Source organism: Streptacidiphilus carbonis, assembly GCF_000787775.1.
Classification (GTDB): Bacteria; Actinomycetota; Actinomycetes; order Streptomycetales; family Streptomycetaceae; genus Streptacidiphilus; species Streptacidiphilus carbonis.
In genome coordinates, this window is the sequence record NZ_BBPM01000051.1 from 20,798 (window position 1) to 39,334 (window position 18,537).

The following is an 18,537-nucleotide window of genomic DNA, read 5'->3' on the forward strand; positions in this document are numbered from 1 at the left end:
GATCTACGGCGTGACGGCGAAGTTCTCCAGGATCCGCCGCCCGAGGGCCTCGTCCCCCTCGATCTTGACGTTGGCCGACATCGCGGGAATGCGGCCGCAGGCCAGCCGGGCGAAGGTCTCCCAGTCGGTGGTCAGCTGCACCGCCGGGGCCAGCGGTACGGTCGCGTCCACGGTGCCAAGGCCGTCGTCGTCCACCCGCACCGTCCGCATGAACTCCAGCGGGCCGTGCACGTCGAAGACCACGGCGGTGCCGGCCGGGGCGCCGGCCAGCTTGGCGACGGCCTTGGGCAGCATCTCGATCAGGTTGTCCCGGCTGACCACGGCGGCGGGGGAGTCCAGGTTCCCGGGCTTGCGCAGGGCACGGCGCAGGTCCTGCTCATGGGTCCACACGTCGAAGGCCCGGTTGCGCAGCAGGTGGAAGTACGGGATGTCGCGGCTGTAGGGGCCCATCGGCCAGCGCACCTCGTCGGTGGGCTGGTAGCGGCTGTTGTCCCGCAGCGCGCGCGAGCGCCGGATGATGGTGTACTCCAGCTCCGCGGTCATCTCCGGCGCGGTGTGGCAGCGCCGCTTGTCGACCGGGACCTCGCAGTAGCGGGTGAACTCGTCGACGACATGCCGCAGATCGCGCGGCAGGGTGTGGATCGGACGCGGGTCGCCCAGCAGTTCCGTCTCCATGGCGATGACATGCGAGACCACGTCCCTCACCGACCAGCCAGGGCATTCCGTCGGACGGTTCCACTCACCCTCGGGGAGCGGCGCCACCAGCTCGGAGACGGCCTCGATGGACTGGGTCCAGGCGTCGGCATAGGCCTGGACTATCTGTGTGTCGGTCACGTTTCTTGACCCCTCGGCCACAGGGCGGCGGTGTGTTCGGTCGGCTGCGGTTCATTACAGGTGTGGTCTCGCGGCCCGCTCCCCGGGCTCCGGTCGCTGCCGTGCAGTGACCAGGGCCGATCGGACCGACGAATGCGCTATTGGCACGTTACGCTCACCAGTGTTACCGGGTCAGCGCTTTCACATGTTGATCGCACCGATCGTAGTCCGCTCACCTGGGAGGGTGACAACGTGCGTGCCTCGCTCATCCAGCTCGACGTCGATCCGGCGGAGTCCCCGGACGACCGCAGGACCCGTACCGCGGCCCTGGTCCGCGGGCTGCGCGGCTCCGACCTGGTACTGCTCCCCGAGCTCTGGCCGCTGGGCGGCTTCGCCTATGACGCCTGGTCAGCCGGGGCGGAGACGCTGGAGGGCCCGACCGCCGAGGCGATGGCCGCGGCCGCGGCGGACGCCGGGGTCTGGCTGCACGCGGGTTCGATCGTCGAACGCGACCCGGACGGACCGATCTTCAACACCTCGCTGCTGTTCTCGCCGACCGGCGAACTGGTGCACACCTACCGCAAGATCCATCGCTTCGGCTTCGACAGCGGGGAGGCCGTCGCGATGGGCGCCGGCACCGAGATCGTCACGGCGGCGACGCCCTTCGGCACGCTCGGTCTTGCGACCTGCTACGACCTCCGCTTCCCGGAGCTCTTCCGGGCCCTGCTCGACGCCGGCACCGAGCTCTTCACCATCCCGGCGGCGTGGCCCGCGAGGCGGGTCGAACACTGGACCCTGCTGGCGCGGGCACGGGCCGTCGAGGAGCAGGCGTACGTCCTGGCCTGCAACAACGCCGGCACCCACGGCGGGGTGCCGCAGGGCGGCCACAGCATCGTCGTCGACCCCTGGGGCAAGGTGCTCGCCGAGGCAGGCGAGGGCGAGGAGATCCTCACCGTAGACCTGGACCCGGCCGCCGTCGCCAAGTCCCGGGAGGCCTTCCCCGTCCTGAGGGACCGCATCATGGGGATCCCGGCCCCGGCGGAACGCGGCTGACGCCGCGCGGCTGAGCCACTGCCTGGGTCCGGGCCTGCTGCCGCTCTCCCCACTGCGTGGTTGCTGTTCGCGCAGTTCCTCGCGCCCCTGGGGGACTGCCTGGCTGAGGTCCTGCCGACGCCTTCCCACGAGGGTGGTTGCTGTTCGCGCAGTTCCCCGCGCCCCTGAGCGGCTGCAACCGGCCCGGTTGCACTTGCTGGGGGCGCGGGGAACTGCGCGAACAGCAACCACGCACTGCGCAGGGGCATGCGCGAACATCAACCACCGGTGACCTGCACCGCATCCGCCAACGCCCGGAACAGCAGAACGGTGGACGCCGCCCCCGGGTCCAAGTGGCCGACGCTCCTCGGGCCCAGGTACGACGCCCGCCCCTTCCGGGCCTCCAGCGGGACGGTCGCCTCGGCGCCGCCCTCGGCAGCCGCCGCAGCGGCGAGTGCGGCCGCCTGCAAGGCCTCCCCCGCGGCGACGGCCGAGTCGAACCCGTCGACGGCCGGGATCCATGCGTCCAGCATGGTCTTGTCCCCGCCCCGGGCCCCGCCGAGCGCCGCGATCGCATCACGCGCCGCCGCCAGCCCCGCCACCACCTGTTCGGCGTCCGCGCCCCCCGAATCCGCCAGCGCCTTGCCCATGGCCCGCAACGCACTGCCGTACAGCGGACCTGACGCCCCGCCGACACTCGACACCAGTGTTCGCCCCGCCAGCATCAGCACCGCCCCGGGCGTCCCCGCCGAAGCCGCCGACAACGCCGCCTCCACGGCAGTGAACCCGCGCTGGAGGCTGATCCCGTGGTCCCCGTCGCCGATGGCCGCGTCCAGCTCCGTCAGCCGGTCCCGCTCCCGGTCCACGGCTTTCGCCATTCCCGCCATCCAGCCGCGCACCCCGTCCGCATCCAGCAGCACCGTCACGGTCAGACCCCCCACCGCAGCGCGGGGGTGTTCACCGGCGCGTCCCACAGCGCCAGCAGCTCCTCGTCCGCCCGGCACAGCGTGATCGACACCCCGGCCATGTCCAGGCTGGTGACGTAGTTGCCGACCAGGCTCCGGGCGATCCGCACGCCCCGCGCGGCCAGCACCGAGGCGACCTCCCCGAAGACGATGTAGAGCTCCAGCAGCGGAGTCCCGCCCAGCCCGTTGACCAGCGCGATCACCTCCTCACCGGACTCCAGCGGCTGGTCCTCCAGAATCGCGGCCATCGCGTCCGCGACGATCTCCTTGGCCGGCCGGATCTTCTCCCGGCTGCGGCCGGGCTCGCCGTGGATGCCGACGCCGACCTCGATCTCGTCCTCCGGCAGGTCGAAGCCGGGACGCCCCGCGGCCGGGGTGGTGCAGGAGGTGAGCGCCACCGCGAACGACCGCGAGGCGGCATTGACGCGCCGTCCGGTCGCCGCGACCTCGGCCAGGCTGCCGCCGAACTCGGCCGCCGCGCCGGCGATCTTCTCCACCAGCAGCGTCGCCCCGGTGCCGCGCCGGCCCGCGGTGAAGGTGGAGTCCTGGACGGCTACGTCGTCGTCCACCAGGACCGTCTGCACGGAGATGCCCTCCTCCTCGGCGTACTCCGCGGCCATCCGGAAGTTGAGCACGTCGCCGGTGTAGTTCTTCACGACGAAGACCACCCCGGCGCCGCCGTCCACGGACTTGGCCGCGGCCAGCATCTGGTCGGGCACCGGGGAGGTGAACACCTCGCCGGGGCAGGCGGCGTCGAGCATCCCGGTCCCGACGAACCCGCCGTGCAGCGGTTCGTGTCCCGAACCGCCGCCGGACACCAGGGCGACCTTGCCGATCCTGGTCTGCGCCGACCGGGTGATCACCCGGGCCTTGGTGTCCACGCTCAGCCCGGGGTGCGCGGCGGCGATCCCCGCCAGCGCATCGGTCACGACTTCGTCGGGGGAGTTGATCAGCTTCTTCACGCGACGGCTCCTCAGCGGTGGGAGGTTCCAGCATCACCTAGCATCAGCACACATGAGCGAAGGTGACGGTGTTTCATTTCCGTCGGTCGGAATCGTACTCGTCTCGCACAGCCCCGAGCTGGCTTCGGGCCTGCGTGACCTGCTGGCCCAGCTGAGCGCCGGCCTGGTCCCGGTCGCTGTCGCGGGCGGCACCGACGACGGCCGGCTGGGCACCAGCTACGGGCGGATCGCCGGGGCCGTCGCGGAGGCTGACCGCGGCGCCGGGGTGCTGGTCCTCGCCGACCTGGGCAGTTCCGTGCTGACGGCCCGGATGGTCCTGGAGGACCTGGAGCGCGGGGACGTCGTGCTGGTGGATGCTCCGTTCGTGGAGGGGGCGGTGGCCGCAGCGGTGCTGGCCTCCACCGGCGCGGGCCTGGCCGAGGCGGTGGCGACGGCGCGGGACGCGCGCGGCGTGCCGAAGTTCTGAGTGGGGGCCGACGGGCTGTCACTACGGACCGTCACTTCACCCGGGTCAGCGACAGCAGCTCCCGGGCCGGACCCGCCGGGCGGGTTCCGGTCGGCCAGACGGCACGGAGCGGACGACTCAGGTCCAGGCCGGCGACCGGGACCGAGACCAGCCGGCCCCGGGCCACCTCGTCCGCGACGGCCAGCTCACTGAGCACGGCCGGCCCCGCGCCGGTCACCGCCGCCGCCTTCAGCGCCGTGGTCGAGGCCAGTACCAGCAACGGCGCGGCCGGACCCCCGTACGGGGCCAGGGCCCGGTCCAGCACCTCCCGGGTGCCGGAGCCCTGCTCCCGCAGCACCAGCGGCGTCGCGGCCAGCTCCGCGCCGTCGACCGGACGGCCCCGCCGCGCCCACGGATGGCCGGGGCCGACCACCAGGTGCAGCCGGTCGGCGGCGATCCGGACCTCGTCGAGGCCGGGCGGGGTGCGCAGCCCCTCCACGAACCCCAGGTCCGCCTCCCCGGCCAGTACCTGCGCCGCGACATCGGCGGAGTTGGCGGCGCGCAGCGTCACCGCGGTGTCGGGCAAGGCGGTGTGCAGGGCCATCAGCCAGCCGGGCATGAGGTACTCGGCGACGGTGAGGCTGGCCGAGACCCGCAGCCGGCCGTCCCGGCGCTCGCGCAGCGCGCCGATCCCGGCGTCCAGCGCCTGCGCGGCGGCCAGCACGGGTGCGGCCCACTCGGCGACCAGCGAGCCCGCCTCGGTCGGGCGCGAGCCGCGCGGGGAGCGCTCCAGCAGCGGCACGCCGATCTGCCGCTCCATCCCGGCGATCCGCGCGGACGCCGCCGGCTGGGTGACCCCGAGCTCGGCCGCGGCCCGCCCCAGGCTGCCCAGCCGGATCACGGCGAGCAGCAGCTCCATCGCGCCCAGGTCGGGCATCCGGTGCGACAGGTGCGGGTGCGGGTGCGGAGAGCTGCTCATGGGTCCAGGGTAGAGCTCCGCTCATAGAGGACGCTTATGGCCTCATCGCCCGGGAGGTTCTACCGGGGGGCCGTCCGCGCGACGACCGTGGAGTCATGGCCACCACCGCGACTGCTGCTGCTCCTCGGACCCTCTCCCCCGCTCCCGCGACCCGGCTCTCCGGACTACCGGGCCGCTTCGGGCCGAACTGGTACGCGGCCGTGATGGGCACGGCGATCGTCGCCAACGGCGCGCACGCGCTGCCCGCCGCCGTCCAGAGCCGTGCACTGGCCGACGCCGCCGCCGCGGTCTGGCTGCTGTCGCTGCTGATGCTCACCGCGCTGGCGGCGCTCCGCCTCTCCGCCCGGCGGCTGCCGAACCGCATCCGTGCGCTGGACGACCCGGCGACCGCCGTCTTCCTCGGCTGCCCGCCGATGGCGATGCTCGCCGTCGGCGCGGGGGCGCTGGGCGCGGGAGCGCCGCTGGTCGGACACGGCAGCGACGCGGTCGCCCTGGACGCCGCGCTGTGGATCGGCGGCACGGTCTACGCCGTCGGCGCCGCGGCCGGGATCATGTACCTGCTGCTGAACCGCTACCGGGTGGAGCGGGCCGAGGCGGCCCCGACGCTGCTGCTGCCGGTGGTCGCCCCGATGGTGTCGGCCGCGCTCGGCCCCGCGCTCATCCCGCACCTGCCGGCCGGCGGCCAGGCCAGGGACACCATGCTGGCGCTCTGCGTCGGGCTCTTCGGCGTCAGCCTGCTGGCGACCCTGGTGCTGCTGCCGGGGATCTGGAGCCGGCTCATCCACGAGGGCCCGCTGCCGCCGGCTCTGGTGCCGACCCTCTTCCTGGTCCTCGGCCCGCTGGGCCAGTCGGTCACCGCAGCCACCCAGTTCACCACCGCGGCCCCCGCGTTGCGCGGGTTCGCCCTGCTCTACGGCGCCACGGTGATCGGCTTCGCCCTCCTCTGGCTCGGCGTCGCCGTGGCGACCACGGTCCGGACCCTGCGGTCCGGCATGCCCTTCGCGATGACCTGGTGGGCCTTCACCTTCCCGGTGGGCACCTGCGTCACCGGCACCGCAGGCCTGTGGCACCTCACCGGTCTCGACCTCTTCGCGGTGCTGTCCGTCAGCCTCTACGCCCTGCTGCTCACAGCCTGGACCGTCGTGGGCGTCCGCACCGTACGGGGCCTCGCCACGGGGGTGCTGCTACCGGCCGTCTGAACCCCCGTAAATGGTTCTCGCGCAGTTCCCCGCGCCCCTTACGTGCTGCAACTGGCTCAGTTGCACATGCCTACAGGGGTGCGGGGAACTGCGCGAACAGCAACCATGTGCCGGCCCGCACCGTTACCGCTTGGGCCGCCAGACCACCAACGCGCTACTGGCCTGCACCTGCTGATACGGCACCAGGTCCCGCCGATAGGAAGCGTGCACCGCCGCCTCCCGCTGCGAAGCAGCCACGCCGGCCGAGGCGACCTCGCCCTGGAGCTCGGCGACCCGCGCCTGCAACGCCGTCACCTGGTTCTCCAGCTCGATGATCCGCTTGATCCCGGCGAGGTTGATCCCCTCCTCCTGGGACAGCCGCTGCACCTCCCGCAGCTGCTGGATGTCCCTCGCGGAGTACCGCCGCCCGCGCCCGGCCGTGCGGTCCGGGCAGACCAGGCCGAGCCGGTCGTACTGCCGCAGTGTCTGCGGGTGCAACCCGCTGAGCTGCGCGGCGACGGAGATGACGTACACCGGCGTGAGCTCGGTCAGCTGGTACGCGGCACCGCCGCGCCCCGCGCCGCGTCCCCGGCCCGGCCCGGGAACGCCCCCGGGCAGGCCGTCGCCCAGCCCGACACCGATCGACCGGGCCCGGTCCTGGGACCGGTCCTGTCCGGCGGAGCCGGTCCTCTTGCCGTCCATCACCTCACGCCTCCTCTGCGGCCTTGAACAGTGCTGCCCTCGGGTCGCCGTCCGCCGTGGCCTCGCGGTACTTCTCCAGGGCCGACAGCGCCTCGCCGTCGGTCTCCGGCGGCACCGCGACCTCCACCGTCACCAGCAGGTCTCCGCGGGTGCCGTCCTTGCGCACCGCACCCTTCCCGCGGGCCCGCATCGTACGGCCGTTGGCCGTCCCCGCGGGGATCTTGAGGCTGACCGCGGGTCCGCCCAGGGTCGGTACCCGGATGGTCCCGCCCAGCGCGGCCTCCGGGAAGCTCACCGGGACGGTCACGGTCAGGTTGTCACCCTTGCGGCCGAAGACCGGGTGGTCCTGGACGTGCACGGTGACGTACAGGTCGCCCGGCTGGCCGCCGCGCTCGCCCTGGGCGCCCTTGGCCTTGAGCCGGATCCGCTGGTTGTCCGCGACACCGGCCGGGATCCGCACCTGCATGGTGCGGGCCGAGGTGGCGCGGCCGCTGCCGTGGCAGACCTCGCAGGGATCGTCGACGATCAGCCCGCGGCCCTTGCAGTCCCGGCACGGGTCGGACAGCGCGAAGCTGCCCTGGCCGCGCTGGACGTGCCCGGTGCCGACGCAGGTCGGGCAGACCCGCGGCGTGGTGCCGGCCTTGGCGCCGGTCCCCGCGCAGGTCTTGCACGCGGCCTGACTGGTCATCCGGAGCGGGACGGTGGTGCCCTCGACCGCCTCCATGAAGCTCAGCGTGACCTCGGACTCGACGTCCGCGCCGCGCCGCGGCTGGGCCGTACGGGTGCCGCCGCGGTTGAAGATGCCGCCGAAGACGTCACCCAGACCGCCGCCGCCCCCACCGCCGCCGAAGGTGCCCGACTGGCCGCCCTGGCCGCCGTTGAAGAGGTCGCCGAAGTCGAAGCCGAAGCCGCCGGTCCCGCCGCCGCCGGTACGGAAGCCGCCGTTGGCGAACAGCGTCCGGGCCTCGTCGTACTCCTTGCGCCGTTTGGGGTCGGACAGCACGTCATTGGCCTCGGAGATCTCCTTGAAGCGCTCCTCGGCACTGCGGTCGCCCTTGTTGGCGTCCGGGTGGAACTCCCGGGCCAGCTTGCGGTAGGCCTTCTTGATCTCCGCGAGGGTGGCGTCCTTGGGCACGCCGAGGACCTTGTAGTAGTCCTTCTCCACGAAGTCCTTGCTGCTCAACGGAATCGCCTCCTTCCCTCACCGGCTGTTCTGTCACGGATGGCGCTGCTGTCGAAGACGACGCTGACGGGGATGGTGCCGTGGGACCGCACCCCGGAGCGGGCAGCTCCGGCATGCGGTCCCACGGGCGCCATCGGGTCAGTCCTCGTCGCCACCGTCGCCCTTGGCGCCGGCAGCCGAACCCGCGTCATCCTGGCGGGCGTCGCTGACGTCGCCCTCGGACTCGCCCGAGCCGCCCGGCTCGGGCTCCGCCACGGCGACCCGCGCCGGCCGGATGATCCGTTCACCGATCTTGTACCCGGGCTGCAGGATCTGCACGCACGTGGTCTCGGAGACGTCGGACGAGTAACTGTGCATCAGGGCCTCGTGCAGCTGCGGGTCGAAGGGCTCGCCCTGCTTCCCGAACTGCTGCAGCCCGAGCTTGGAGACCACGGTCTCCAGCGACTCGCCCACGGACTTGAAGCCGCCCGTCAACTCCTCGTGCTCGCGCGCCCGGCCGATGTCGTCCAGCACCGGGAGCAGGTTCTCCAGGAGCGCGGCGACGGCGATCTCACGCACCGTCACCCGGTCCCGCTCGACCCGCTTGCGGTAGTTCTGGTACTCGGCCTGGAGCCGCTGCAGGTCCGCGGTGCGCTCGGCGAGCGCCTTGCGGGCCTCCGCCAGCTCCTCAGCGCCCGACGCCGCGGCCTCGGCGGCTCCGTCCTTCCCGGAGCCCCCGGAACCTTCCGCGGCCTTCGCGGCGGAGTCGGCGCCGGGCTCCTTCTCGTCGCCCTGCGTCTTCTCCTCGGTCACTGTGCACCGCCCTCGCGCTTCTCGTCGTCGACGATCTCGGCGTCCACGACGTCGTCATCGGCGGCGGCGGCGTCCTGCGGGGCGTCGGTCGGGCCGCCGGCCGCGGCCGCGCCCTCGCCCGCCTGGGCGTAGAGGGCCTGGCCGAGCTTCTGCGAGGTGGCCGAGAGCTTCTCGGTGGCCTCGCGGATCGCGGCGCTGTCCTCGCCCTTGAGGGCTTCCTTCAGCTCGGTGACCGCGGCCGCGACCTCGTCCTTGACCTCGCCGGGGACCTTGTCCTCGTTGTCCTTGACGAACTTCTCGGTCGTGTAGACGAGCTGCTCGGCGGTGTTGCGGGTCTCGGCGGCCTCGCGGCGCTTGTGGTCGTCCTCGGCGAACTCCTCGGCCTCGCGCATCATCCGCGCGATGTCCTCCTTGGGGAGGGCCGAGCCGCCGGTGACGGCCATGCGCTGCTCCTTGCCGGTACCGAGGTCCTTGGCGGAGACGTGCATGATGCCGTTGGCGTCGATGTCGAAGGTGACCTCGATCTGCGGCAGGCCACGGGGGGCCGGCGGCAGACCGGTCAGCTCGAACATGCCGAGCTTCTTGTTGTACGCCGCGATCTCGCGCTCGCCCTGGTAGACCTGGATCTGCACGGACGGCTGGTTGTCCTCGGCCGTGGTGAAGATCTCGGAGCGCTTGGTCGGGATCGTGGTGTTGCGCTCGATCAGCTTGGTCATGATGCCGCCCTTGGTCTCGATGCCGAGGGACAGCGGGGTGACGTCGAGCAGCAGGACGTCCTTGACCTCGCCCTTGAGCACGCCGGCCTGGAGGGTCGCGCCGATGGCGACGACCTCGTCCGGGTTGACGCCCTTGTTGGGCTCCTTGCCGCCGGTCAGGTCGCGGACCAGCTCGGCGACGGCGGGCATCCGGGTGGAGCCGCCGACCAGGACCACGTGGTCGATCTCGGACAGCTGGATGCCGGCGTCCTTGATGACGTTGTGGAACGGGGTCTTGCAGCGGTCCAGCAGGTCCGAGGTCAGCTGCTGGAACTGGGAGCGCGAGAGCTTCTCGTCCAGGTGCAGCGGGCCCTCGGCGGAGGCGGTGATGTAGGGCAGGTTGATCGTGGTCTCGGTCGAGGACGAGAGCTCGATCTTGGCCTTCTCGGCAGCCTCACGCAGACGCTGCAGCGCCATCTTGTCCTTGGACAGGTCGACGCCGTGGCCGTTCTGGAACTGCTTGACCAGGTGGTCCATGACCCGCTGGTCCCAGTCGTCGCCACCGAGGTGGTTGTCGCCGTTGGTGGCCTTCACCTCGACGACGCCGTCGCCGATCTCCAGCAGCGACACGTCGAAGGTGCCACCGCCGAGGTCGAACACCAGGATCGTCTGGTCGTCCTTGTCCAGGCCGTAGGCCAGGGCGGCGGCGGTCGGCTCGTTGACGATGCGCAGGACGTTGAGGCCCGCGATCTCACCGGCCTCCTTGGTGGCCTGCCGCTCCGAGTCGTTGAAGTAGGCCGGGACGGTGATGACCGCGTCCGCGACCTTCTCGCCCAGGTACGCCTCGGCGTCGCGCTTGAGCTTCTGCAGGATGAAGGCGGACATCTGCTGCGGCGTGAAGTCCTTGCCGTCGATGTTCACCTTCCAGTCGGTGCCCATGTGCCGCTTCACGGACCGAATGGTCCGGTCGACATTGGTGACCGCCTGGCGCTTGGCGACCTCGCCTACGAGGACCTCGCCGTTCTTGGCGAAGGCGACGACGGACGGTGTGGTCCGGGCGCCCTCGGCGTTGGTGATGACGGTGGGCTCACCGCCTTCGAGGACGCTGACGACAGAGTTCGTCGTTCCGAGGTCGATTCCGACCGCACGAGCCATCGTGGAACCCTCCAGAGGGGAAGTTGAGCTTGACGGGCTCAATCATGCCCTGCCGATCTCGATGCGTCAACAGAGCTGAGTGGAGCTGGCTCAACTTTATATAGCCCCTACACCGAATGGGTTCATGTGACCGGCGGCATAGGAACGGGGGCGCCCGGTGCGGGGTAGGGTCCCGCTGATCGGGACCTGCCGGTTCCCGGCTAAGTTACCGGCGGGTACACTCGGCTCAAGCAGCTATACGCCAGCCCTAGGAGACGGAGCGATGCAGCTCGCCGCGATCGTGATCTCACTGGTCACGACACTGGTCGGTACCGCGCTGGCCGCGCGAGCCGCCCTTTACATCTACACGTTCGTCAAGCTCGGCGCAGATGTGCCGGCCGGCCTGCGCACCGGCAACCCGGTGCAGCGGGTGAGGACGGTGGCGAAGGAGTTCCTCGGCCACACCAGGATGACCACCTGGGGCGTCGTCGGGGTGGCCCACTGGTTCGTCGCCACCGGCTTCTTCTGCCTGGTGCTCACCCTGGTGACCGCCTTCGGCCAGCTGTTCCAGGCCGACTTCGCGCTGCCGCTGATCGGCAACTGGTGGCCGTACGAGCTGTTCGAAGAGGTCGTCGGCCTGTTCACCACGCTCGGCATCATCACCCTGATCGTGATCCGGCTGCTGTCGCTGCCGGGCCGGGCCGGCCGCAAGAGCCGCTTCGCCGGCTCGATCGCCTGGCAGGCGTTCTTCGTCGAGTACGTGATCCTCGGCATCGGCATCTGCATCCTGGTGCTGCGCGGCCTGGAGGGCGCGCTCGCCGGAGTCGGCCACTACCAGGTCCAGTACGCGGTCAGCTACCCGCTCGTGCTGGCGTTCAAGGGGCTGAGCGCCGCCACGCTGCAGAACCTCATCTACTTCTTCGCGATGCTGAAGATCACGATCTCCTTCACCTGGGCGATCACCATCGGCCTCAACCCCTCGATGGGTGTGGCCTGGCACCGTTTCCTGGCCTTCTTCAACATCTACTTCAAGCGCGAGGAGAGCGGCGAGGTCGCCCTCGGCGAGCTGCTGCCGATGACCTCCGGCGGCACCCCGATCGACTTCGAGGACCCGGCCGACGACGCGGTCTTCGGCGTCTCCCAGGTCGAGCAGTTCTCCTGGAAGGGCCTGCTGGACTTCTCCACCTGCACCGAGTGCGGACGCTGCCAGTCGCAGTGCCCGGCCTGGAACACCGGCAAGCCGCTGTCGCCCAAGCTGCTGATCATGAACCTGCGGGAGCACGCCTACGCCAAGGCCCCGTACCTGCTCGCGGGCGGCGGCAAGGACGCCGAGGGCAACGAGACCGCGACGCCGGAGCAGCTCGCGAACGTCCCCGCGGCCGCCCTGGCCGAGGCCGAGCGCCCGCTGATCGGCACCGCCGAGGCTGCAACCAATGGGCTTGGCGGGGTCATCGACCCCGACGTGCTGTGGTCCTGCACCACCTGCGGCGCCTGCGTGGAGCAGTGTCCGGTGGACATCGAGCACATCGACCACATCGTCGACATGCGCCGCTACCAGGTGATGATCGAGAGCTCGTTCCCGACCGAGGCCGGGACCATGCTCAAGAACCTGGAGAACAAGGGCAACCCCTGGGGCATGGCCACCAAGGCCCGGCTGGACTGGGTGAAGGAGCTGAAGAAGGAGACCGGCATCGAGGTCCCCGTCATCGGCGAGGACATCGACCCGGCCGAGGTCGAGTACCTGTACTGGGTCGGCTGCGCCGGCGCCCTGGAGGACCGGGCCAAGAAGACCACCAAGGCCTTCGCCGAGCTGCTGCACACCGCGGGCGTGAAGTTCGCCATCCTCGGCAAGGAGGAGTCCTGCACCGGTGACTCGGCCCGACGGCTGGGCAACGAGTTCCTGTTCCAGATGCTCGGCGCGCAGAACGTCGAGACCCTGAACACGGTGCTGGAGGACGCTCCGGTCAAGCGGATCGTGGCCACCTGCCCGCACTGCTTCAACACCATCGCGAACGAGTACCCGCAGCTGGGCGGCCACTTCGAGGTGATCCACCACACCCAGCTGCTGCAGCACCTGATCGACGAGGGCAAGCTGGTCCCGGTCAACCCGGTCGAGGGTCTGATCACCTATCACGACCCCTGCTACCTGGGCCGCCACAACAAGGTCTACACGCCTCCGCGCGAGATCATCTCCGCCGTCCCCGGACTGCGCAACGAGGAGATGCACCGTCACAAGGAGCGCGGCTTCTGCTGCGGCGCCGGCGGCGCGCGGATGTGGATGGAGGAGCGGATCGGCAAGCGCATCAACACCGAGCGGGTGGACGAGGCGCTGTCGCTCGACCCCGACATCATCTCCACCGCCTGCCCGTTCTGCCTGGTGATGCTGTCCGACAGCGCCAACGGCAAGAAGAGCGAGGGCGCGGCCAAGGAGAACCTGCGGGTGGTCGACGTGGCCCAACTGCTGCTGGACTCGGTCAAGGCCGCCCCGGAGGCCCCGGCCGACGCCGCGGGCGACCCGGAGCCGGTGCCGTCGGCCTGAGCACCGCACGGGGCTGAGGCCCCGTCGGTGTGACGGTGTCACAACTGCGCTGCAAGCGGCCGCTGTCGATCATTCCGATGGGAACAGCGGCCGTTCGGCGGGTACCGTCCATACGTGGGCAGCAACAGATTCAGCTTCGGCAGGGGCGGCGGCCGGCAGGTGCCGGTGGCGCCGGCCCACACTCCTGAGCAGGGCCGTCCCGAGTCGGACAACGGATATGACGACATGCCGGGGCACACCAGGGCGTTCGCCGTCCAGGTCCCGGACGAGCCGTTGGCGGAGCCCTACTACGACGGCGCCTACAACGGCGCGGCGGCCTCCGCTACCGGCAACGGCAATGGCATCGGCAACGGCAGCAGCGGCAGCAGCAATGGCAGCGGCAGCACGCATGTCACCACCTACCGGGCCGGCACCGCGCACCCGCAGGTCAGCTCGGCACGGCTGGCCTGGCGCCCGCTGCTGGCCGGCGTCTTCCGGCATCCGCACCGCACCTTCGCGCAGATGCGCGGACACCAGGTCTGGGCGGTGGCGCTGACCGTCTCGGCCGTCTACGGCGCGCTGGCGGTCTTCGGCTTCGGGGACACCCGGGACTCGGTGCTGAACTCCACCTTCTCGCTGGCGCTGACCTATGTGCTGTCCAGCGCCGTGGGCATGGTCATCGCCGGGCTGATGTTCGGCGGGGTCACCCATGTGCTGGGCCGCAGGCTGGGCGGGGACGGCGCCTGGGCGCCCACCATCGGCTTCGCCATGATCATCTCCTTCGCCACGGATGTGCCCCGGCTGCTGTTCTCGCTGTTCCTGCCGGCGGACAACGGCTTCGTCCAGCTGCTGGGCTGGGCCACCTGGCTGTTCTGCGCCTGGCTGCTGACGGCGATGGTGCGGCAGCTGCACGACCTGCCCTGGGGCAAGGCGGCGATGGCGGCGTCGATCCAGCTGATCCTGCTGCTGGTCGTGATCAAGCTGCCCACACTCAGCTGATCGCTGCGGGTCCGATGGGAGAAGATGGACGGGTCCGTCCGATCCGTCCAGGAGAGCCGTATGCCGCTGCCCAGCACGTCCACCCAGGTGACCTTCCCCGCCGGGGCCGTCGAGGGCCGCTCGACCGTCCTCGCCGCCGAGCCGCTGGGCGACGGGCGCTACGCGGTGGTCACCGCCGAGACGCCGTTCCACCCGCTGGACCACAGCTGGCCAGACCAGCCGGCCGATACCGGCAGCCTCGGCGGCGTGGCCGTACGCGACTGCGTGACCGGCGCGGTGGGTCCGGGCCCGGGCCCGGAGGGCGGGGCGCTGCTGCTGGGCGCGGACATCCCGGTGCGGCGCGGCGAGGAGGGCTGGGCCTGGCTGGTGGTCCATGTCACCGACGAACCGGTCGCCGTCGGCGCCGAGGTGGAGCTACGAGTGGACGCCGACCGCCGGGCCGCGCTCAGCGCCGCGCACACCGGCTGCCACCTGCTGGCGCTGGCCCTCAACGAGGCCCTGGCCCCGCGCTGGCGCAAGGACCCGGGCCGCGCGGACGCCCTGGGCCACCCCGACTTCGACAGCCTGGCGATGGACACCTCACGGATGGACACCGACGCCAGCACCGACACCTACCGGATCGGCAAGTCGCTCCGGAAGAAGGGCTTCACCTCTGACGACCTCGCCGCCGATCTGCCCGCGCTCACCGAGGCCGTCAACGCCCGGCTGGCCTCCTGGGTCGCCGCCGACGCCCCGGTCCGCGTCGAGGCCCCCGGCCCCGAGCTCACCGCCCGCCGCCGCTGGGCCTGCGACCTGCCCGAGGGCGGCGCCTCGATCTTCTGCGGCGGCACCCACCTGCACCACCTCGGCGAGCTCGCCGCGCTCAGCACCGAGCTGCGCCTGAGCGAGGACGGCACCGAACTGATCGCCGTCACCACGCCCAAGCGACGTTGAGGTTTCGGACTACTTTCGGGCTACTCGCTCAGATCTTCGACTGATGAAAATTCAGGTACGAGCGTGACGGCGTCGGCCCGCGCTGCCCCTGGTAGCGCGAGCCGTACTTCTCCGAGCCGTACGGGTGCTCGGCGGGGGAGCTGAGCCGGAACAGGCAGAGCTGTCCGATCTTCATCCCCGGGTAGAGCTTGATCGGCAGCGTGGCGACATTGGACAGCTCCAAGGTCACGTGCCCGCTGAAGCCGGGGTCGATGAACCCCGCGGTCGAGTGCGTGAGCAGCCCCAGCCGCCCCAGCGAGCTCTTGCCCTCCAGGCGCGAGGCGACGTCGTCCGGCAGCGAGATGACCTCGTACGTCGAGGCCAGCACGAACTCACCGGGGTGCAGGATGAAGGGCTCGTCGCCGTCCGGCTCCACCAGCCTGGTGAGGTCCGGCTGCTCGACCGAGGGGTCGATGTGCGGGTACTTGTGGTTCTCGAACACCCGGAAGAACCGGTCGAGCCGTACATCGATACTGGACGGCTGGATCATGGCCGGGTCGTACGGGTCGATGACCACGCGACCGGACTCGATCTCGGTTCGGATGTCCTTGTCTGAGAGCAGCACGCCACGAGGTTACGTGCACCGAAGGGCCCCCGCCCAATCCGGCGGGGGCCCGCTTGACGTCTTGCGCTCCCTTGGGCCTACCTCAGGCCAGGAACTCGGCGGCTTCCCGCCGCAGGGCCTGCTGGATCTGCTCACCGGTGAGGGTGCCGAGATCGGCCGGTACGGAGCTGCGCAGTCTGGCGCAGAGGGGACACCGGATGAGCCGGCCGGGGCCGAGTCTCCCCGGCCCGAGATTCTGCAGCGGGAACGTTGCGGTGCTGAACAGGTGCCCCTCGGCACAACGGACGACTGTGCGCTCCATTGCTTCCTTTCCCCATCGGACGACATGCCGTGCCCAACCGCGCGAGCGGCGGCCGACCAGGCCCAACTCGCTCTGCACGCACTGCTGTCCGAGTGCTCGACCGACCGCGTCGCCCCGGGTACGGCGTTGTCACATTAGGGGATGTTCCGGACATCCTGCCCGATGGCGCGCCGACCGGAACCCACCTCGATACTCACCCGGAAGCCGCCCGCCACAGTACGCCGCAGCGCCCCTCCCCCACCACCCGCCGCACGGGGCCCACGCGGTCGGTGCACCCGACCGGGGCCATGGGGTAGAGTGAAGCCGTCGGCCATACCTGACGGCCGATCACGCGGGTGTAGTTTAATGGTAGAACATGAGCTTCCCAAGCTCAGAGCGCGAGTTCGATTCTCGTCACCCGCTCCACGCAAACCCCCAGGCCAGCGGCCCGGGGGTTCTTTGTTGTCTAAACCAATTTCAAGTGACGCACCACTGCCGCACCAGTAGTAGCGGTCAGCCAGGGTCAATGGGGGGTAGTCGCAGCGTTCCATGGTCTCCGTTGGCATGTCTCCAGTCGGTGCTGGTCACGTTCAATTGCACGTCGGATGGGGCAGTTCCTATCAGGGGCAGCTCTGAGAAGGTCCGGCGACGCATCGGTCTTCAGTGCGGGATACCGTCGAACCTAGACCAATCATGTACAGGCCAAAGGGGGCATGGTGGTGGGTGAGACCGATCCATACGCTCGGGAGCTTGCACGGCAGGCTCGGGAGCAAGAGAAGCTTCGTCGGGCTGCTGAGGCGGAAGCCAAGCGGCGGGGTCGTGACGAGAAGCTGGCTTACGAAGCAGCCCGCGCTCAAGCAGCCGTTGACCAGACCAGTGTGATCGAGCACGAGGTTGAACAGCTCACGGCGCTGTTACGTACGGCGGTATCGGCGAACCAGGCGTTGACCTTCCCTGCGCTCAGGCAGGATTTTGTCCGGTCAATCTTTGCTCCGAAGGCTGGGCTGTCGCGAGAGACGCCGGTCCCTCGCTGGGAGGACTACGAGCCTGAACCTCCAAGGGGCTTGCGAGGAGCCCTTGGATTCGGGCGCCGCGGCTACGACGCGGAGATGGCGTCGGGGCGTGAGCAATTCGACAGGGCCCTGCGGAATCGCGAACGTGATGAGCAGAGGCGCTTGGAGAAGCTCGACAGGGCTCGTGCCCGGCATGAGGAGCGGAACGAAAGAGAGTCGGTGCGGGTCGCGGAATGGAACGCCGGTGTCGAGGAGCGGCGAAACGCTTACCGGGACAGGGACGTCGAAGCCGTCGAGTGGTTCGTCGATCAGGTCCTCGCAGCCTCCGTCTATCCGCAGGGCTTCCCGAAGGCCCACCAGGTCTCTTACCAGGCCGACACAGGGGACCTGCTTGTCGAGATCGACCTGCCGTTGGAAGACGTAGTGCCCGCGGCTCGCGCGTACAAGTACGTGAAGACACGCGACGAGCTGACAGCCGTTCCCCGCCCCGAGAAGGAACGCCATGAACTGTTCGCGTCGGTCCTCGCGCAGACAGCCTTGCGGACGGTCTACGAGCTGTTCGCCTCCGACGCCGAGGGCGCACTGCTGTCCATCGCGTTGAACGGGCACGTGGCCACCATCGACCGTGCCACTGGCCGCGACGTTCACCCGTGCCTGATCACTCTTCAGGCGAGTAAGGAGGAGTTCGGCCAACTGGTCCTCACCCAGGTCGATCCGAGGGCCTGCCTGAAGCACCTTCGGTCGCTGATCTCGCCCAACCCGTACGAGCTGGAACCGGTGCGCCCTCTGGTGACGTTCGACCTGACCAAATTCCGACTCATGGACGGCATGGATGTCGTCGCGGGGTTGGACAGCCGACCAGTTCTGCTGGACCTGACACCTACGGAGTTCGAGCATCTCGTCCGGCAGCTGTTCGAGGCGATCGGGCTGGAGAGCGTCAACACGCGGCCGTCCCAGGACGAAGGCGTGGACGCGATCGCCATGAACACAGATCCCGTCATGAAGGGGCTGTGCGTCATCCAGGCGAAGCGCACCGCCAAAGTGGTGCCGTACGAGACGGTGTCCGCGCTTGCCGGCACGGTTGAACACAAGCGGGCGGCGAAGGGGATTCTCGTGACCACCTCGTGGTTCGGAAGGGCCAGTGAAGCGTTCGCCAACGAGCATGGGCGGCTCGAACTTCTAGACGGTGCCAACTTGGTGCACTTGTTCAAGGAGCACATGGGTCTCGACGTCATTCCCGGTCCGGTGCCACCGAAGCGCCGTCCTCGATAGCTGTAACCCCCGTATCCGGGTGCGATGTCTTCTCCTGC

At 70.3% G+C, this 18,537-nt stretch carries 17 protein-coding genes and 1 tRNA gene; 8 read left to right on the forward strand and 10 right to left on the reverse strand.

All coding sequences use genetic code 11. The annotated features are described in order from the left end of the window. Positions 1 to 3: 3 nt before the first annotated feature. Positions 4 to 834: a maleylpyruvate isomerase family mycothiol-dependent enzyme gene (locus tag TR46_RS29525; protein ID WP_042407309.1), complete on the reverse strand. Its 831-nt coding sequence runs from the start codon at positions 832 to 834 to the stop codon at positions 4 to 6. Positions 835 to 1,065: 231 nt separating this feature from the next. Here TR46_RS29525 and TR46_RS29530 point away from each other — a divergent pair, with 231 nt between their 5' ends. Then, a complete protein-coding gene (locus TR46_RS29530) occupies positions 1,066 to 1,866 on the forward strand; it encodes a carbon-nitrogen family hydrolase (RefSeq protein ID WP_042407311.1) in 801 nt (266 codons plus the stop codon). 257 nt (positions 1,867 to 2,123) lie between these two features. Here TR46_RS29530 and dhaL read toward each other — a convergent pair whose 3' ends face one another. Together dhaL and dhaK are read right to left on the reverse strand one after the other, a co-directional pair. After that, positions 2,124 to 2,762 carry a dihydroxyacetone kinase subunit DhaL gene (dhaL, locus tag TR46_RS29535; protein WP_042407379.1) on the reverse strand — a complete coding sequence of 213 codons (639 nt, stop codon included), beginning with the start codon at positions 2,760 to 2,762 and terminating at the stop codon, positions 2,124 to 2,126. Positions 2,763 to 2,773: 11 nt separating this feature from the next. Further along, complete coding sequence (gene dhaK, locus TR46_RS29540) at positions 2,774 to 3,772, reverse strand: dihydroxyacetone kinase subunit DhaK (protein ID WP_042407315.1); 999 nt, start codon at positions 3,770 to 3,772, stop codon at positions 2,774 to 2,776. 52 nt (positions 3,773 to 3,824) lie between these two features. Between dhaK and dhaM the strand changes: the two genes are divergently transcribed. After that, positions 3,825 to 4,238, forward strand: coding sequence for a dihydroxyacetone kinase phosphoryl donor subunit DhaM (gene dhaM, locus TR46_RS29545; RefSeq protein WP_042407318.1), 414 nt, complete (start codon positions 3,825 to 3,827; stop codon positions 4,236 to 4,238). Positions 4,239 to 4,269: 31 nt separating this feature from the next. Here dhaM and TR46_RS29550 read toward each other — a convergent pair whose 3' ends face one another. After that, positions 4,270 to 5,196: a LysR family transcriptional regulator gene (locus TR46_RS29550; RefSeq protein ID WP_042407321.1), complete on the reverse strand. Its 927-nt coding sequence runs from the start codon at positions 5,194 to 5,196 to the stop codon at positions 4,270 to 4,272. A gap of 95 nt (positions 5,197 to 5,291) precedes the next feature. Here TR46_RS29550 and TR46_RS29555 point away from each other — a divergent pair, with 95 nt between their 5' ends. Then, positions 5,292 to 6,395, forward strand: coding sequence for an SLAC1 family transporter (locus TR46_RS29555; protein WP_042407326.1), 1,104 nt, complete (start codon positions 5,292 to 5,294; stop codon positions 6,393 to 6,395). A gap of 123 nt (positions 6,396 to 6,518) precedes the next feature. Here TR46_RS29555 and TR46_RS29560 read toward each other — a convergent pair whose 3' ends face one another. The 4 genes from TR46_RS29560 to dnaK all read right to left on the reverse strand — a co-directional run bounded on the left by TR46_RS29560 (position 6,519) and on the right by dnaK (position 10,901). Then, positions 6,519 to 7,076, reverse strand: coding sequence for a heat shock protein transcriptional repressor HspR (locus TR46_RS29560; RefSeq protein ID WP_084719048.1), 558 nt, complete (start codon positions 7,074 to 7,076; stop codon positions 6,519 to 6,521). A 4-nt stretch (positions 7,077 to 7,080) separates the two neighbouring features. Beyond that, the gene (gene dnaJ / locus TR46_RS29565) at positions 7,081 to 8,259 is read right to left on the reverse strand and encodes a molecular chaperone DnaJ (RefSeq protein WP_042407329.1); all 1,179 of its coding nucleotides are present in this window, start codon (positions 8,257 to 8,259) and stop codon (positions 7,081 to 7,083) included. 138 nt (positions 8,260 to 8,397) lie between these two features. Next, positions 8,398 to 9,051: a nucleotide exchange factor GrpE gene (gene grpE, locus TR46_RS29570; RefSeq protein WP_042407332.1), complete on the reverse strand. Its 654-nt coding sequence runs from the start codon at positions 9,049 to 9,051 to the stop codon at positions 8,398 to 8,400. After that, positions 9,048 to 10,901: a molecular chaperone DnaK gene (gene dnaK / locus TR46_RS29575; RefSeq protein ID WP_042407336.1), complete on the reverse strand. Its 1,854-nt coding sequence runs from the start codon at positions 10,899 to 10,901 to the stop codon at positions 9,048 to 9,050. The genes grpE and dnaK overlap by 4 nt, the downstream gene beginning before the upstream one ends. A gap of 262 nt (positions 10,902 to 11,163) precedes the next feature. Here dnaK and TR46_RS29580 point away from each other — a divergent pair, with 262 nt between their 5' ends. The 3 genes from TR46_RS29580 to TR46_RS29590 all read left to right on the forward strand — a co-directional run bounded on the left by TR46_RS29580 (position 11,164) and on the right by TR46_RS29590 (position 15,330). Continuing rightward, positions 11,164 to 13,419 carry a (Fe-S)-binding protein gene (locus TR46_RS29580; RefSeq protein WP_042407339.1) on the forward strand — a complete coding sequence of 752 codons (2,256 nt, stop codon included), beginning with the start codon at positions 11,164 to 11,166 and terminating at the stop codon, positions 13,417 to 13,419. A gap of 114 nt (positions 13,420 to 13,533) precedes the next feature. Next, the gene (locus tag TR46_RS29585; RefSeq protein ID WP_052433187.1) at positions 13,534 to 14,397 is read left to right on the forward strand and encodes a Yip1 family protein; all 864 of its coding nucleotides are present in this window, start codon (positions 13,534 to 13,536) and stop codon (positions 14,395 to 14,397) included. Positions 14,398 to 14,457: 60 nt separating this feature from the next. Next, positions 14,458 to 15,330 carry an alanyl-tRNA editing protein gene (locus tag TR46_RS29590; protein WP_042407342.1) on the forward strand — a complete coding sequence of 291 codons (873 nt, stop codon included), beginning with the start codon at positions 14,458 to 14,460 and terminating at the stop codon, positions 15,328 to 15,330. A gap of 28 nt (positions 15,331 to 15,358) precedes the next feature. On the opposite strand, the gene dcd is transcribed toward TR46_RS29590, so the two are convergent. Further along, positions 15,359 to 15,934: a dCTP deaminase gene (gene dcd, locus TR46_RS29595; RefSeq protein WP_042407344.1), complete on the reverse strand. Its 576-nt coding sequence runs from the start codon at positions 15,932 to 15,934 to the stop codon at positions 15,359 to 15,361. An 82-nt stretch (positions 15,935 to 16,016) separates the two neighbouring features. After that, entirely contained in the window at positions 16,017 to 16,235 is a 219-nt protein-coding gene (locus tag TR46_RS29600; protein WP_037595346.1) for a hypothetical protein, read from the reverse strand. Positions 16,236 to 16,566: 331 nt separating this feature from the next. Here TR46_RS29600 and TR46_RS29605 point away from each other — a divergent pair. Together TR46_RS29605 and TR46_RS29610 are read left to right on the forward strand one after the other, a co-directional pair. Beyond that, positions 16,567 to 16,640, forward strand: a tRNA-Gly gene (locus TR46_RS29605). 293 nt (positions 16,641 to 16,933) lie between these two features. Further along, positions 16,934 to 18,499, forward strand: a complete 1,566-nt coding sequence (locus TR46_RS29610; protein ID WP_236655568.1) for a restriction endonuclease — start codon at positions 16,934 to 16,936, stop codon at positions 18,497 to 18,499. Positions 18,500 to 18,537: the final 38 nt, after the last annotated feature.

Bases quoted from the DNA above. Each gene is read 5' to 3' on its own strand.
- TR46_RS29580 (WP_042407339.1), top strand. From the start codon at position 11,164: ATGCAGCTCGCCGCGATCGTGATCTCACTGGTCACGACACTGGTCGGT.
- TR46_RS29590 (WP_042407342.1), top strand. From the start codon at position 14,458: ATGCCGCTGCCCAGCACGTCCACCCAGGTGACCTTCCCCGCCGGGGCC.
- TR46_RS29555 (WP_042407326.1), top strand. From the start codon at position 5,292: ATGGCCACCACCGCGACTGCTGCTGCTCCTCGGACCCTCTCCCCCGCT.
- dnaK (WP_042407336.1), bottom strand. From the start codon at position 10,901: ATGGCTCGTGCGGTCGGAATCGACCTCGGAACGACGAACTCTGTCGTC.
- TR46_RS29550 (WP_042407321.1), bottom strand. From the start codon at position 5,196: ATGAGCAGCTCTCCGCACCCGCACCCGCACCTGTCGCACCGGATGCCC.
- dhaM (WP_042407318.1), top strand. From the start codon at position 3,825: ATGAGCGAAGGTGACGGTGTTTCATTTCCGTCGGTCGGAATCGTACTC.
- TR46_RS29600 (WP_037595346.1), bottom strand. From the start codon at position 16,235: ATGGAGCGCACAGTCGTCCGTTGTGCCGAGGGGCACCTGTTCAGCACC.
- TR46_RS29560 (WP_084719048.1), bottom strand. From the start codon at position 7,076: ATGGACGGCAAGAGGACCGGCTCCGCCGGACAGGACCGGTCCCAGGAC.